General features: G+C 72.6%; 15 protein-coding genes and 4 pseudogenes. 15 read left to right on the plus strand and 4 right to left on the minus strand.

Going from position 1 to position 13951, the window contains the following annotated elements; translation table 11 throughout:
• Positions 1 to 51: 51 nt before the first annotated feature.
• The 3 genes from AB1285_RS23935 to flgN are packed head-to-tail and all read right to left on the minus strand — an operon-like array spanning position 52 to position 1726.
• Positions 52 to 828, minus strand: a complete 777-nt coding sequence (locus tag AB1285_RS23935; RefSeq protein WP_429977992.1) for a FlgK family flagellar hook-associated protein — start codon at positions 826 to 828, stop codon at positions 52 to 54.
• A gap of 48 nt (positions 829 to 876) precedes the next feature.
• Positions 877 to 1230: a flagellar basal body protein gene (locus tag AB1285_RS23940; protein ID WP_429977994.1), complete on the minus strand. Its 354-nt coding sequence runs from the start codon at positions 1228 to 1230 to the stop codon at positions 877 to 879.
• A 13-nt stretch (positions 1231 to 1243) separates the two neighbouring features.
• Positions 1244 to 1726 carry a flagellar export chaperone FlgN gene (gene flgN / locus AB1285_RS23945; protein ID WP_025104341.1) on the minus strand — a complete coding sequence of 161 codons (483 nt, stop codon included), beginning with the start codon at positions 1724 to 1726 and terminating at the stop codon, positions 1244 to 1246.
• Between the two features lie 216 nt (positions 1727 to 1942).
• Between flgN and AB1285_RS23950 the strand changes: the two genes are divergently transcribed.
• From AB1285_RS23950 to AB1285_RS24005, 12 genes and pseudogenes are all read left to right on the plus strand, one after another.
• A complete protein-coding gene (locus tag AB1285_RS23950) occupies positions 1943 to 2746 on the plus strand; it encodes a sigma-70 family RNA polymerase sigma factor (RefSeq protein ID WP_370428309.1) in 804 nt (267 codons plus the stop codon).
• 80 nt (positions 2747 to 2826) lie between these two features.
• Positions 2827 to 3659, plus strand: a pseudogene (locus AB1285_RS23955) (flagellin).
• Positions 3660 to 4702: 1043 nt separating this feature from the next.
• Positions 4703 to 5137 (plus strand): flagellar filament capping protein FliD, encoded by a 435-nt coding sequence (fliD, locus tag AB1285_RS23960; RefSeq protein WP_429978002.1) that lies wholly within the window; start codon positions 4703 to 4705, stop codon positions 5135 to 5137.
• Positions 5138 to 5217: 80 nt separating this feature from the next.
• Positions 5218 to 5685, plus strand: a complete 468-nt coding sequence (fliS, locus tag AB1285_RS23965; RefSeq protein WP_429978004.1) for a flagellar export chaperone FliS — start codon at positions 5218 to 5220, stop codon at positions 5683 to 5685.
• Positions 5686 to 5932: 247 nt separating this feature from the next.
• Positions 5933 to 6273 (plus strand): annotated as a pseudogene (gene flgB, locus AB1285_RS23970) (flagellar basal body rod protein FlgB).
• Positions 6270 to 6659 (plus strand): annotated as a pseudogene (locus AB1285_RS23975) (flagellar basal body rod protein FlgC); the annotation flags it as partial. The pseudogenes flgB and AB1285_RS23975, both read left to right, overlap by 4 nt.
• 48 nt (positions 6660 to 6707) lie before the next feature.
• On the plus strand, positions 6708 to 6968 hold the full coding sequence (gene fliE / locus AB1285_RS23980) for a flagellar hook-basal body complex protein FliE (protein WP_051582258.1): 261 nt from the start codon (positions 6708 to 6710) through the stop codon (positions 6966 to 6968).
• Positions 6968 to 8590 (plus strand): flagellar basal-body MS-ring/collar protein FliF, encoded by a 1623-nt coding sequence (gene fliF / locus AB1285_RS23985; RefSeq protein ID WP_370428311.1) that lies wholly within the window; start codon positions 6968 to 6970, stop codon positions 8588 to 8590. The genes fliE and fliF overlap by 1 nt, the downstream gene beginning before the upstream one ends.
• Before the next feature lie 38 nt (positions 8591 to 8628).
• Positions 8629 to 8838 (plus strand): annotated as a pseudogene (locus AB1285_RS23990) (flagellar motor switch protein FliG); the annotation flags it as partial.
• 140 nt (positions 8839 to 8978) lie between these two features.
• The gene (locus AB1285_RS23995; RefSeq protein ID WP_429977996.1) at positions 8979 to 9590 is read left to right on the plus strand and encodes a FliG C-terminal domain-containing protein; all 612 of its coding nucleotides are present in this window, start codon (positions 8979 to 8981) and stop codon (positions 9588 to 9590) included.
• Between the two features lie 252 nt (positions 9591 to 9842).
• Complete coding sequence (locus AB1285_RS24000; protein WP_429978006.1) at positions 9843 to 10187, plus strand: FliH/SctL family protein; 345 nt, start codon at positions 9843 to 9845, stop codon at positions 10185 to 10187.
• Positions 10184 to 11476, plus strand: a complete 1293-nt coding sequence (locus tag AB1285_RS24005; protein WP_313366418.1) for a FliI/YscN family ATPase — start codon at positions 10184 to 10186, stop codon at positions 11474 to 11476. The genes AB1285_RS24000 and AB1285_RS24005 overlap by 4 nt, the downstream gene beginning before the upstream one ends.
• 81 nt (positions 11477 to 11557) lie before the next feature.
• On the opposite strand, the gene AB1285_RS24010 is transcribed toward AB1285_RS24005, so the two are convergent.
• The gene (locus AB1285_RS24010; protein ID WP_429977997.1) at positions 11558 to 11893 is read right to left on the minus strand and encodes a hypothetical protein; all 336 of its coding nucleotides are present in this window, start codon (positions 11891 to 11893) and stop codon (positions 11558 to 11560) included.
• Here AB1285_RS24010 and AB1285_RS24015 point away from each other — a divergent pair.
• From AB1285_RS24015 to AB1285_RS24025, 3 genes are all read left to right on the plus strand, one after another.
• Positions 11892 to 13259: a flagellar hook-length control protein FliK gene (locus AB1285_RS24015; protein ID WP_429977999.1), complete on the plus strand. Its 1368-nt coding sequence runs from the start codon at positions 11892 to 11894 to the stop codon at positions 13257 to 13259. The genes AB1285_RS24010 and AB1285_RS24015 overlap by 2 nt on opposite strands.
• Positions 13260 to 13273: 14 nt before the next feature.
• The gene (locus AB1285_RS24020; RefSeq protein ID WP_136050650.1) at positions 13274 to 13732 is read left to right on the plus strand and encodes a flagellar hook assembly protein FlgD; all 459 of its coding nucleotides are present in this window, start codon (positions 13274 to 13276) and stop codon (positions 13730 to 13732) included.
• Positions 13733 to 13757: 25 nt separating this feature from the next.
• Positions 13758 to 13951 (plus strand): flagellar basal body protein (locus tag AB1285_RS24025; protein ID WP_429978000.1); only part of this gene is annotated, 194 nt, incomplete at its 3' end.

Below are 13951 nucleotides of genomic sequence, written 5' to 3' on the forward strand. Positions count from 1 at the left end.
CCGACACCTTCGCGCGTTGCACGTCGGCCGCGGTGGCGACGCCGAAGCGGGTCACCTGATCGGTCCACAGTGCGTCCGGAGAGGTCGCGCGCTGCCCGATCTGGGAGATGAGGTCGGCGTTGGTCGCGTCCTTGGCTCCGGCCCCGGGGGCGGCGAGGGCGAGGTCGGCCGCGTGCTGACGGCCACCTGCATCCCGAGCGCGGCGGAGCCGGTGGCCGGGAGGGTGAAGAAGTCGCCGCCCGGCTGTCCGGACGCCGTGACGCCGGCGCGGTGCTGGGCGTTGAGCGACTCCGCGAGCGCCGTGGCGACGCGGTCGTATGTCGCGGCGAGCTGCGCCAGCATCCCGCCGTCGGCGGCCGGGGCGAGCACCGCGAGGGAGCCGCCCAGCTCTCCCCGTCGACGACGAGGGGAAGATCCGGCACCGACTCCCAGGCGACCCCGACGCGCGGAGCGCCGTCGATCGTCGCCGAGCCGGTCAGCGCGATGTGACGGGCGTCGCCGCCGGAGACCAGGGCGTTGCCGCCGAGGCGGACCGTGAGCGTGCCGTCCGTCTCCACGGTGGCCGTCGCGCCGGCGAGCCGGGCCACGTCCTCCGCGAGCAGGTTGCGGCGGTCGGTGGAGCTCGTTGGCCGATCGCCCCGAGGCCAGCGCCTCCCGGATCTCGCTGTTCAGCACCGCGATCTGGTCGGCGGCGGCGTTGACCTGACTGACGGTGCGCTCGGCGGTCCCGCGGGCGGCCGTCCACTGCGCGGCGACCGTGCGGTAGCCGCCGGAGATATGGGCGGCGAGCTCCTTCGCCGACTCCAGGATGCTCGCGGCCCGCCGCACCCGAATCCGGGGTGTTGGCGAGGTCCTGCCAGCCCGCCCAGAAGCTGGTCAGCCGGTTGGCGAGGCCCTTGTCGGTCGGCTCCGCGAGGGCCGACTCGGCAGTCGTCGCTGCCAGCGCGCGGGTGGCCCAGTAGCCGGAAGCGCCGAGGGTGTCGCGGACCCGGGCGTCGAGCAGCGCGTCACCGAGGCGGGACACCCCGTCGATCGAGACGCCGTGTCCGGGGAGCGCGCCCATGCTGAAGCGGCCCGTCTGCGCGACGGCGGCGATCGAGGAGGTCTCGACGCGCTGCCGCGTGTACCCTCGGTCTTCTGGTTGGCGATGTTCTGCCCGACCACGTCCATGCCCCGCCGTGCGGCGGCGAGGCCGCTGGCGGCGGTGGTCAGTCCACTGAAGGTCGACATGAATCCCTCTCGGTCACATCTCGGTGTCGATGATGCGGGCGGCGTCCTCGCGGGCGCGGTCGCCGCGGGTGGTGTATTCGCCGCTCTCCTGGCCGAGAGCGGCGATGGTCTCCTGCGTGGCGCGGAGCACTCCGCTGAGCTGCTCCGCGGCGGCGTCGCGCATCTGCTCGACCTCCGCTGTCAGCTTCACCAGCGCACGCATGTGGTCGGTGAAGACATCGCCCCAGGCTCCGTCCGGAGCGTGCTCGATGAGCTGACCGATCGTCGCGTCCTGAGGAGCCCCCCACTCCTCGGCGACACCGGCGACCTCGACGGCCCTGGCCAGGCTCGCCGCGCGGAGGCGGTCGAGCACCTGATCGATCTCCCTGGCCGCGAACTGGATCCAGTGCGACCGGCCGGCGGCGAGCAGCAGCTGCTGCTCGTCGAGCTTGAAAAGCAGCATCTCGAGCAGCTCGCGCTCGCGCCAGAGCTGCATCGATAGTTCGTTGGCTCCCATGATCCCCTTTGTCCCCAGCGATCCCCCGCCCCACGCGGGTGCGATCGGCCCGCCTGTTAACGGTTCATAAATCTCTATCGGCCGCCGCGCCCCTAAGGTTACTATGTGCATTGGCGGCGGTTAGTGCTCCCCATGGACATATCTCGGACCTTGTGATATGGCCATCTATCCCTCGCCATGAGCTTCCGAGTGCATCCAGAGAGGTGGATCATCCCCATGTCGTCGCGCGCTGAGCGCAACCGCCTCGTCGAGGCCAACCTCCCCCTGGTCGGCTACCTCGCTGCAGACACCCATGCTCGGGCTACCCATATCCCCCGCGAAGAGCTCGCCGCCGTCGGCGCGCTCGCCCTCGTGACCGCCGCCGACGCGTACGACCCCGCGCTCGGCGTCCCCTTCGGCGCCTACGCCCGTCGACGCATCCTCGGCGCGTTCGCCGACGAGATGCGCGCCATGGACTGGGCGTCCCGCGGCATCCGCAAGCGCATCAAGGAGACGGTCGCCGTCCGCGAGACCCTCACCGCCGCGTTCGGCCGCACGGCGACCGCCACCGAGATCGCCACCGCCATGGGCTCCCCCAAGGAGGTGGTCGTCGAGGCCCTCGCGGACGCCGCACGCACCGTCGCCCCGCTGGACGACCCCGCCACGCGCGATCTCGTCGCCGACATCCCGCTGCCGGAGGAGTCGGCGATGGTCGGCGAACGGCGTGAGGTGCTCGAACACGCCATCGGCGCCCTCCCCGAGCGCATGCGGCGCATCATCATGGCCGTCTACATCGAGGAGCGGCCCGTGAAGGAGATCGCCGAGGAGCTGTGCGTGACCCACTCGGCCGTCTCGCAGCAGCGGTCGGAGGCCGTGCGCCTGCTCCGCGACGCCCTCGACCGCTACTTCGCGGAGGGCGGCACCGAGACCACGACCACCACCCGCGTCTCGCCTGCCGCACGCGACGCCTATTTCGGCCGCATCGCCGAGGCCGCCGGCGTCCGGATCGGCGACGTCTTCCGCGCCGCCGCCCCCGCCTAACGCGTCGCATCCTCCGCCGATAGGTCAGGGCAGGAGACCACGGATGGTCTCCCGTACAACACATCACGGAGGAAACCCTCATGGGTATGCAGATCAACACCAACGTGGGCGCGCTCAACGCCTACCGCAACCTGTCCAACACGCAGAACGACCTGTCGAAGGTCGCTCGAGAAGCTCTCGAGCGGTCTGCGCATCAACCGCGCAGCGGACGACGCCGCCGGCCTCGCGATCTCCGAGGGCCTGCGTTCGCAGGTCAACGGCCTGAACGTCGCGGCTCGCAACGCCCAGGACGGCATCTCGGTCATCCAGACCGCAGAAGGCGCCCTGACCGAGGTGCACTCCATCCTGCAGCGCGTGCGCGACCTGACCAACCAGGGCGCGAACGACTCGAACAACGCGAAGTCGCGCGAGGCCATCCAGACCGAGATCTCCGCCCTGGGCGACGAGCTCACCCGGATCGCGTCGAGCACGAACTTCAACGGCATCAAGCTGCTCTCGGGCGGCGCGACGCTGACGTTCCAGGTGGGTGCGGGTGCGGTCGCCGCCGAGGACCCAGATCTCGGTGGGCCTGACCAACTTCGCCACGCTCGGCGCCGACATCAAGACGCTCGCGGCCGGCATGACGGACGCGGCGACGTACGGCGCGGCTCTGGCGGGCATCGACACGCAGATCCAGGCGGTCTCGACCGCACGTGCCGGCTACGGTGCGCTGCAGAACCGCTTCGAGTCGACCATCAACAGCCTCAACGTGTCGGCCGAGAACCTCGCCGCCGCCGAGAGCCGCATCCGCGACACCGACATGGCGTCCGAGATGGTCAAGTTCACGTCCGCGAACATCCTGTCGCAGGCGGGAACGGCCATGCTGGCCCAGGCCAACCAGGCCAACCAGGGCGTGCTCCAGCTGCTGCGCTGACCCGCGCCGCCGCACGGAATCACTCCGGGGGTCCGGGTGACGGCTTCGGCCGTCACCCGGGCCCCGCCGCACACAGAAGGGAAGCCGCATGTCGCTCTCGCTCGACGGCCTCGTGTCGGGGCTGAAGACCACCGAGGTCATCAAGGCGCTGATGGACGTGCACGCCATCCCCCGCACGCTGCTCAAGGCCAAGATCGACGACAAGAACGTCGTCATGACACAGCTGCGCACCCTCAACACCGCCGTGCAGAACCTCGCCGCCGCCGCCGAGAAGGCCGCAGCGCCTGGCGGGTCTCGACCGCTTCACCGGCACCTCGTCGTCGGAATCGGTGAAGGTCGCCCTGCGCACCGGCGCCGCGCCCGTGTCGACCGACATCGTCGTCGACCGCGTCGCCAGGCGCACACCGTCGTCTCCGCCGCCGCTTCCCGCTGGCCCGCGGACCCGCCCGTGCTGACCCTCGAGGACGCCACGGGGAAGCGCGTGCAGGTGCAGGCCGACTCCACCTCGAGGCAGGACATCGCCCAGGCCATCAACGACGCCGACACGGGCGTCCTCGCCACCGCCGTCCCCGCCGGCAAGGACGCCGACGGCACCCCCGTCTACCGCCTGCAGCTCCGGGCCGAGGAGTCCGGCGAGGCGGGACGCTTCCGCGTCTACGCGGGAGACCTCGCCGCCGTCACCGCCGGCACCGCCACGGACGTGTCCACGGAGCCCGGGGCCGCCGTCATCGCCACGGGCACGGACGCGCAGCTGCGCCTCTGGGCCGGCACCGCGGCCGAACAGGTCATCACCTCGTCCGGCAACACCTTCACCGATCTCTTCGAGGGCGTCGACGTCACGGTCTCCACCGTCTCGACGTCCCCCGTCACCGTGACCGTCGCCGTCGACAGCGAGGCCAGGGCCAAGGCCTCCGGCGAGTTCATCGCCCTCCTCACCGACATCTTCACCCGCATCGACAACGGCTCGAAGGCCACCGTCGCCGCGGGACAGGGCGAGAAGACGACGCTCGGCGGTCTTCACCGGCGACAGCACCATCCGCGGCCTGCGGACCGCCCTCGCCGACGCCATCCAGCACCCGGTGGACGGGGTCTCCCCCTCCACGGTCGGCATCTCGACCGACATGTACGGCAAGCTCACCTTCGACGAGGAGAAGTTCTCCGAGGCGCTGGCGAAGGACCCCGCGGCCGTCGGCGCTCTCTTCTCTGCGGTCGCGGCGCGTGTGGAGCAGACGGCGACGTCCTACTCGGACAAGTACGACGGGCTGCTCACCTCGCGGATCACGGGCCAGGAGAGCGAGGTCAAGAGCCTCGGCGAACAGATGGAGCGCTGGGACGTGCGCCTCGCGCAGCGCAAGGCCTCGCTGGAGCGCACCTACGCCCGCCTCGAGGTGATGCTGTCGCAGATGCAGTCGCAGTCCTCCTACCTCGCCTCGCAGATCAACTCGCTGCCGAGCAGCCGTTCCGGGTCGGACTCGTGAGCATGAACGCCGCCCTGCGCGCCCAGCAGCGGTACCGCGAGGACGCCGTCCTGTCCGCCCCGCCGGAGCGCCTGGTCACGATGCTCTACGACCGGCTCCTGCTCGACATCGAGCGCGCGGAGACGGCGCAGCGGGCGGCCGACTGGGCCGAGGCCAACACCCAGCTCCAGCACGCGCAGGCGATCGTGGCCGAGCTGTCGTCCTCCCTCACCGACGGATGGAGCGGCAGCGCCGGACTGCGCTCGCTGTACGTGTTCCTGTCGCAGACGCTGATCGGCGCCAACATCGGCCGCGACCCGGAGCGCACCATGCCTGCCGCGAGCTCGTCGTGCCGCTGCGCGACGCCTGGCACACCGCCGCCCTGGCCGTCGCGGAGGGCCGCGCATGACGGACGAGGACTGGGGCCGCGCTGCTGGACAGGCTCGAGGCGGACGCCGACCGGATCCTCGCCGCGCCGGCCGGATCCGTCGAGGTGCATGACATCATCCCCTGGGCGCCGCCGTCCTCGCCGCTCCCGCCGCACCTCGCCGACCGCGCCCGCGCGGTGATCGACCGGCAGCACGCCGCCATGGAACGCGCCCCGGTCGGAGCTCGACGGGCTGCGGCAGCACCTCGGCGCCGTCCGCCGGGTTCCGGCACCCCGCCCGCCGGATGCTCCCGCCTACCTCGATGTGGACGGGTGAGCGACCCTCCTAACGAAACCGCACGAACGGCCGACAGTCTCCCGAGAGCACGGATGGCTCGCAAGACTCGGCCAGGGAACGGCCACTTCGCCCACACACGGGGAGCCGGTTCGTGTTCGACTCTGTGACCATCACCGCACTGACGAGTGCGCTGAACGGCCTCTCGCTGCGCCAGCGAGCCATCGCGACAACATCGCCAACATCAACCCCCCGACTACCACGCCAAGCGTGTGCAGTTCGAGGCGGCGCTCGCCGACTCGATCGCCGCCGGCGACGGGGACGTGTCCGCCACGGTCGGGACCCTCGCTCGAGCCGACGCGCTTGAACGGCAACAACGTGAACCTCGACACCGAGACCCTCTCCAGCATCGACACCATGTTGCGCTACCAGTTCGCGACCCAGGCCGTGAACGGGTCGTTCTCCTCGATGCGCACCGCGATGAGGACGTCATGACCTTCGACGCCATCGGGATCGCCGGCACGGGGCTGACCGTGCACCGGAAGTGGCTCGACGCCATCAGCGACAACATCGCCAACATCAACACCGCGACACCCACCGACGGCGCGGCGTTCCGGGCACGCTACATCCTCGCCCAGACCAGCGACCAGTCCCCCGGCGTCTACGTCGCCGGGACCGTCCAGGGCGATGCGGAGGGCCGGCTCGTGCACCAGCCCGACCACCCGCTCGCCGACGCCGACGGCTACGTGCGCTACCCCGACATCGACCTGGGAGACCAGATGAGCCAGCTGATCCTCGCGCAGCGCGGATACCAGGCGAGCGCGGCGATCGTGGACCGCGCCCGCAACTCGTACGAGGCGGCGCTGCAGATCGGACGGAACGCTGTGAGCGCCGTGGCCGGCATCGAGGCCGTCGCCTCGTCCCTCGGCATGACCACCTCGCCCGTCACGGGCGCGAAGACGGGCGACGACACGGCCTTCGCGAACAGCGTCACCGGAGCGATCGACGAACTGCGCTCGCTGCAGTCCGAGTCCGACACCCTCAAGGTCGCGGCCGTGACCGGGGACCTCGACGACATCCACGCGGCGATGATCGCGTCCTCGCGCGCCGCCGTCACCCTCGAACTCGTCGCCGCCGTCCGCAACAAGGGCGTCGACGCGTTCAACGAGATCATGCGGATGCAGGCCTGATGCCCCCGGCAGTGACCGGGGCGTTCCAGCGGATGCGGCGGGTGGTCGCCGGATTCTCGCTCGCGCAGCGGACCATCGCCATCATCGGTATCGCGGTGCTCGCGCTCGGCATCATCGCGCTGTCCAGCTGGCTCAGCCGCCCCACCTACACCCCGCTGTTCTCGGGATTGAACGCCTCGGACGCGAACGCCGTGGTGGAGCAGCTGCGCTCCGCCTCCGTGCCCTACGAGCTCGCCGACGGCGGCGCCACGGTGCTCGTCCCCGAGAAGGACGTGTACGACCAGCGGCTCGCCGCCGCTTCCGCCGGGCTGCCGAGCGCCGGATCGGCCGGGTACTCGCTGCTGGACGACATGGGTGTCACCACGAGCGAGTTCCAGCAGTCGGTCACCTACAAGCGCGCGATCGAGGGCGAGCTCGCCGCGACGATCTCCGCCATCGACGGCGTCTCCGCCGCGTCGGTGCAGCTCGCCATCCCGGAGGAGAGCGTCTTCGTGTCGGAGACCGTCGATGCGACCGCCTCCGTGTTCGTGGAGACCGCCGGACGCACGACGCTCGACCAGAAGCAGGTCGAGGCCATCGTGCACCTCACCTCGGCGGCCGTCAGCGGCATGAAGCCGGAGAATGTCGCCGTGGTCGATCAGACCGGGCGCACGCTCTCGACCGTGGGCGGCGGGGCCACCGGCGGACTCGATCAGCAGGCGAGCGACTACGAGGCCCGCGTGGCCGCGAGCGTGCAGCAGATGCTCGACACCGTGGTCGGCCCGGGGAATGCGACCGTGACCGTCGTCGCCGAGATCGACCGCTCGGTGAACGAACGCGTCGAGGAGACCTACACGCCGGCCGAGGGCGCTCCCCCGCTCACCGAGGAGGTCCGTGAGCAGAACAGCAACGGATCGACCTCCGAGGCCGGGGTCCTGGGTCCGGACAACATCGCCGTGCCGAACGGGAACGGCGACGGCACTTACACGAACACCGAGGTGACGCGCACCAACGCCGTCAACAAGGCCACGGAGAGCACCTCCACTCCCGCCGGCACCCTGCTGCGGCAGTCCGTGTCGGTCGCCGTGGACGCCGGGGCCGGGGGCGACCTCAGCTCCGCCCAGCTCAGCGACCTCGTGGCCACCGCCGCCGGCATCGACCGCACCCGCGGCGACGAGCTCGCCGTCGAACTCGTCGCCTTCAGCCAGACCGATGCCGAGGCCGCGCAGGCCGCGCTGCAGGCGGCGAAGGAGGCCGAAGAGGGTGCCCGTCAGGCCGCCCTCCTGAACACCGTCATCATCGCGGCCGCCATCGCCATCCCGCTCATCGCCGCGATCGCCGCCCTCATCGTCCGCTCCCGGCGGAAGGCGCGCGGCGTGGAGGAGTTCGACCAGCTCTTCGGCGATCGTCCTGTCGAGCTGTCCGCGCTCTCGGCGGACGCGCCGACGGCCGTGCTGGAGGCGCCGACCACGCCGCTCGCCTTCCTCGAGCCGGTACCCGACCTCGACCCGGATCCCGAGCCCGAGCCCACGCAGATCAGCCTCGAGCGCCGCCGCGCCGAGATCGCCGCGCTCACCCGTCAGGATCCGCAGCGCACCGCGGAGCTGCTGCGCACCCTCATCGACGACAGGTCGCGGGTATGAGCGGACTGACGGATCGGCAGACGGCCGCGATCGTCCTGATGAACCTCGACCGCGCGCAGGCCGTCGAGGTCATGAAGCACCTCTCCGAGGCGGAGGCCGAGGCCGTCGCCGCCGAGATCATCGGGCTGCAGGATCTCGACGCGGAGACCACGGTCCAGGCGCTGGGGCAGTTCCATCGCATCGCCGCGGGGCACCTCCCTCCGGCACGCGGCGGACGCGACATCGCCGCGGGCCTGCTGGAGGCCTCGTTCGGCTCCGAGCGGGCGGCAGCCGTGCTCGGCCGGGTCGGCTCGACGTCGATGAGCGCATCGTTCGACTTCCTCGCCTCCGCCGACGCCGCCCACCTCGCCACGCTCCTCGACGAGAGCTGCCGCAGACCGTCGCCCTGGTGCTCGCCCATCTCCCCGCCGAACAGGCCGCCGCCGTCCTCGCCGCGCTGCCCGATCCGGCGCGGACCGACGTCGCCCAGGCCATCGCCACCATGGGCACCGCCTCGCAGGAGGCCATCGTCATCGTCGCCGACGCCCTCAAGGCCCGGACCGGCAGCCTCGCCTCGCGGGACAGTCCCGAGGTGCTCGGCGGCGTCGAGCCGCTCGTGGAGATCATCGGGCGGTCGGGAGCGACGATCGAGAAGGCGCTGCTGGCCAGCATCGAGGACCGCGACAGCGCCCTCGCCGAGGACATCCGCTCGCGCATGTTCACGTTCGCGGACATCGTCAAGCTCGACGACCGGGACACCCAGCGCGTGCTGCGGGGCATGGACATCCGCTCCCTGGCTCTCGCCCTCAAGGGGGCCCAGCAGCCGATCGTCGACCTCATCCGCCGCAACGTGTCCGAGCGCAACCGCGAGAACCTCGACGAGGAGGCCCGGACGCTGGGCCCGGTGCGCGTCTCCCAGGTCGAGGAGGCGCGGGCCGAGATCGTCCGGACGATCCGTGCCCTGGAGGCCGCGGGAGACATCACCGTGCAGCGGGCGGACGAGGACGAATATGTCTACTGACGCCTTCGCCCCCGCTGCGTTCCCCCGGCTCGGCGGCTCCGACCACCGGGCGGAACAGGAGCGCGCCCGCCGCCGCGGGTACGCGGAGGGACACGCCGCGGGCTTCCGGGCGGGCGCGGCCGACGCCGACGCCGCCCGTCGCGGCGCCGAGGCCGAGCTGGCCGAACGGGGCGCGCCCGCGCCGCGGACGTCGCCGCCGCCGTCGCCGCCCTGCACGCCGCCGCGCGGTCCCTCGCCGCCCGAGAGGCGGAGCTGGAGTCCGCTGCGACGAGCCAGGTGCACTCCCATGCGATCGACCTCGCGGAACTGATCATCGCCGCGGAGCTGAGCGACGCAGGAGCGTCGGCCGCCGCCGCGGCCCGCCGCGCCCTGAGCGCGACCGATGCGGCCGCCGTACGTCGCCTCCGTCTGCACCCGGACGACCTCCGCGTCCTCTCCGCGGAGGCCGGCGACGACATCTCCGGACTCACGCTGGTGCCCGACGAGACCCTCACCCGCGGCGACGCCGTGGCCGTGCTGGAGCACGGTGTCATCGACGCCAGGGTGGGGACCGCCCTCGACCGGGCGCGCCGCGCGGTCGCGGAGGCCGCGCCGTGAGCGCCTGGACGACGGTGCTCGAGGCGGCGCGTCCGGAACGGATCGGCGAGGTCTCGCAGGTCCGCGGCCTCAGCGTGCAGGTCCGCGGGCTCGACGGCGCCGTGGGGGACGTGGTGACGCTCGACGGCATCGACGCCGAGGTCGTCGCGACCGGGGAGGACGGGCTGCGCTGCATGCCGCTCGCCTCGGTCGCCGGGCTCACCGTCGGCGCCCCCGTGCGCGGCCGCGGCGGCCCGGTGAGGGTTCCCACCGGATCGGCGCTGCTCGGCCGGGTCCTGGACGGGCTCGGACGCCCCATCGACGGGAAGGGTCCGCTCGCGGCGCCGCACGTGAGCCTGGATCACGACACCCCCTCGATCATGGAGCGCGACCGCATCGACACCGCGCTCCCCCTCGGCGTGCGCGCCCTCGACACCCTCGTCAGCGTCGGCCGCGGACAGCGCGTCGGCCTGTTCGCGGGGTCAGGGGTCGGGAAGTCGTCGCTGCTGTCGATGATCGCCCGCGGCACCGAGGCCGAGGTCAACGTGATCGCCCTCGTCGGCGAGCGCGGTCGCGAGGTGCGGGAGTTCATCGAGGACGATCTGGGGCCGGAGGGACTCGCCCGCTCCGTCGTCATCGTCTCGACCTCGGACCAGCCCGCCATGGCCCGCATCCGTGCCGCGTTCACCGCCACTCGGATCGCGGAAGCCTTCCGTGACGAGGGCGCCCACGCGATCCTCATGATGGACTCGCTGACCCGGGTCGCGATGGCCCAGCGCGAGATCGGGCTCTCCGCGGGTGAGCCGCCGGCCACCCGCGGCTACCCGCCGTCCACGTTCTCCCTCCTCGCCGGGTTGCTGGAGCGCGCCGGCACCGACCGCGCCGGGTCCATCACCGGCATCTACACCGTGCTCGTCGACGGCGACGATCACAACGAGCCCATCGCCGACACGGTCCGCTCCATCCTCGACGGCCACGTGGTGCTGGATCGCGCCCTCGCCCTCGCCGGCCACCACCCCGCGATCGACGTCCTCGGGTCCGTGTCCCGCGTGGCCGGCAAGATCACGAGTCCGGAGCGCCGTGCACAGGCGGCCACCCTCCGCGCCGTGCTCGCTGCCCGACGCCGGGCGAACGACCTCATCGACATCGGCGCCTACCACGCCGGTGCCGACGCCCGCATCGATGCGGCGATCGCCCACGAGCGCGCCATCTCGGCCTTCCTCACCCAGCCGCTCGACGAGACGAGCGCGATCGAGGAGTCCTGGACGCGACTGGACGGCCTCGTCTCCGCCTTCGAGGGGGTGTCATGAGCAGAGGGTTCTCTCTCGCCGGTCTCCTGCGCGTGCGGGAGATCCAGGAGCGCGCCGCCGCGCAGCGCCTCTCGCGCGCGGTCATCGACGCGCAGCACACCGAGGCCAGGGACCGGGCCCTGCGCGCACACCTGGCCGGTACCGACACGGAGGCCGTCGACGTGCGCACACCTCGCTGCGCTCGCCGCGGCCCGGGTCTCCGGGCGGGCGCTGCTCGCCGACCTCACCGCGCTGGCCGACCTCCAGCAGGAGACGGTCGCGGAGGCGCGGTCCGCGCACGCGGACGCCCGGCGCACGCTCCGCGGCCTCGAACGACTCGCGGACAACCACGCGGTAGCCGTGCGGACGGCCGACCTGCACGCCGAGCAGGCGGAGCTCGACGAGATCGCCGCACGCTCGCGACGGAGGGGACGGCATGACCGCGCTCGACCTCCTCACCGCCCTGGATGCCCGCCCCGTGCGTCCCTCCACCCCAGCCGCACGCACCGGCTCACCCGGTGCGACCGCGTTCGCCGAGGCTGTGCGCGATGCGGTGCGGGAGACGGCATCCCCCGGTCCCGGTGCGACCGACGACCCCGGCAGCGCCGCGGAGACCACGACCGAGGCCGAGCCTGCGGCCACCGTTCCGGTCGAGGGCGCCGCGACCGTCTCACCGCTGCTCCCGGCCCCGCCGACGCCCGCGGGTGCCGGCGCGCCACTCGTGCCAGCCCTCTCCGCCGAATCGGGACGCACCTCCGGCGACGACGGAGACACCCACGGCGGTCTCGCCTCCGCGCCTCCCGTCCGCCGCCGGGCAGGACGCCCTCCTCGTACCCGGCGAGGGCACGGCGGGCGCCGCGGCGACGCCCGCCTCCGGGGAGACCGCGGGTACCCCCTCCTCCGCCTCGCCGTCCGACGCCGGGGACGCCGTGGCGGCCCCGCTCCTCCCGACGTCGGCGCCGCCGGTCGCACCGTCTCCGGACCCGGCGACCGTCCGACCGGGCCTGCGGCCCCCCACCCCGGGTCGAGAGACCGGAGAAGTCGCGCCCCCCGGCACCGCCGTCGGGAGCGGGACGGCCACAGGACCGGACGCCTCCCTGCCCCGAGTCTCCACGGCCGCGCCGGCTCGCACGTCGACCGTGCCCTCGACCTCTGCTGCAGAGGCGACGACCGCCGACGACGCGGTCCCGGTACCGGCGGCACCCTCGATCCCCGCATCGGTCGCCCCGCCGGCCGCGGCCCCGCCGAGCGTCGATCCCGTGGCCGCGGGGGCCGCTGCCGCCCCGAGCCCCGGTCGCCGCCACCGCTCTCGCCCCCCGCGGCACCGCCGAGCGCGGTCGCCGCGCCGGCCCGCCCAGCTCTCCTCCCGCAGGTGGCGGCCCCCGTGGTGTCCCTCGCCCAGGCCCCGGACGGGGACCACCGGATCACGCTGACCGTCTCGCCGGAGAACCTCGGCCCCGTGACCGTGCGCGCCCTCATCGCCGGGTCCACGATCCGCATCGAGCTGCACGCCCCCGGCGAGCTCGGGCGGGACGCGCTGCGCGCCATCCTCGGCGACCTCCGTCGTGATCTCGCGATCGCCGCTCCGCAGGCGACCCTCAGCCTCACCACGTCGGACGGCTCGCCCTCCTCGCCGCAGCACGGAGGGACGGGCGGTCAGACCGGGAACGGCGGCGCCGATGCCCAGCGGCACCAGGCGGCCGCGCGCGCCTCCGCCGTCCCGCCGACGCCGGCAGAAGTTCCACCCCCGCCCCCTCCCGCACCGCCCGTCGCTCCGCTCGGCGGCATCGACGTCTACGCCTGACCAGAGAGGACCCCATGACCACGGTCGACTCCATCACCGGCACCCTCCCGCCGGGTGCCACGCCGACGTCCGGTGTGCAGACCGGCAGCACGACCCCGGCGACCGAGCGCAAGAAGACGCTCGACTCCGAGGTGTTCCTCAAGCTGCTCGTGACCCAGCTCACCAACCAGGACCCGAGCTCCCCCATGAACACGAACGAGATGATCTCGCAGACCACGCAGCTCGCCTCCATGGAGCAGCTGACGGCGCTCGCCTCGACGAGCACCGAGAGCTTCGCGCTCAGCATGCGGCAGACCGCCGCCGCCCTCCTCGGCCAGGAGGCGCAGTACGTCGACGCCGACGGTGTCACCCAGAAGGGCATCGTCACCGCGGTCTCCTATGCGGGAGCCATCCCCACCGTGACCATCGGCGAGAAGTCGATCCCCCTCGACGCCGTCTCCGGCGTCTCCCTCGTCCCCGGCACCGCTGCCTGACCCCGCTCCCCAGAAAGGCATCACCATGCTCCGTTCCCTCTTCTCCGGAATCTCCGGACTCCGCTCGCACCAGACCATGCTCGACGTCACGGGCAACAACATCGCCAACGTCAACACGACCGGCTTCAAGGCCTCGTCCGTGCAGTTCCAGGACTCCCTCTCGCAGCTGCTGCGCAACTCGATGCTGCCGCAGCAGGCGACGGGCGGACAGAACCCGGC

The organism is Microbacterium sp. NRRL B-14842 (genome assembly GCF_050470785.1).

Coding starts and splice junctions, on each gene's coding strand:
- fliF (WP_370428311.1), top strand. CDS start 6,968: ATGCCCCCGGCAGTGACCGGGGCGTTCCAGCGGATGCGGCGGGTGGTC.
- AB1285_RS23950 (WP_370428309.1), top strand. CDS start 1,943: ATGTCGTCGCGCGCTGAGCGCAACCGCCTCGTCGAGGCCAACCTCCCC.
- AB1285_RS24010 (WP_429977997.1), bottom strand. CDS start 11,893: ATGCCGTCCCCTCCGTCGCGAGCGTGCGGCGATCTCGTCGAGCTCCGC.
- flgN (WP_025104341.1), bottom strand. CDS start 1,726: ATGGGAGCCAACGAACTATCGATGCAGCTCTGGCGCGAGCGCGAGCTG.
- AB1285_RS24020 (WP_136050650.1), top strand. CDS start 13,274: ATGACCACGGTCGACTCCATCACCGGCACCCTCCCGCCGGGTGCCACG.
- AB1285_RS23940 (WP_429977994.1), bottom strand. CDS start 1,230: ATGTCGACCTTCAGTGGACTGACCACCGCCGCCAGCGGCCTCGCCGCC.
- fliE (WP_051582258.1), top strand. CDS start 6,708: ATGACCACCTCGCCCGTCACGGGCGCGAAGACGGGCGACGACACGGCC.
- AB1285_RS24015 (WP_429977999.1), top strand. CDS start 11,892: ATGACCGCGCTCGACCTCCTCACCGCCCTGGATGCCCGCCCCGTGCGT.
- fliS (WP_429978004.1), top strand. CDS start 5,218: ATGCTCTACGACCGGCTCCTGCTCGACATCGAGCGCGCGGAGACGGCG.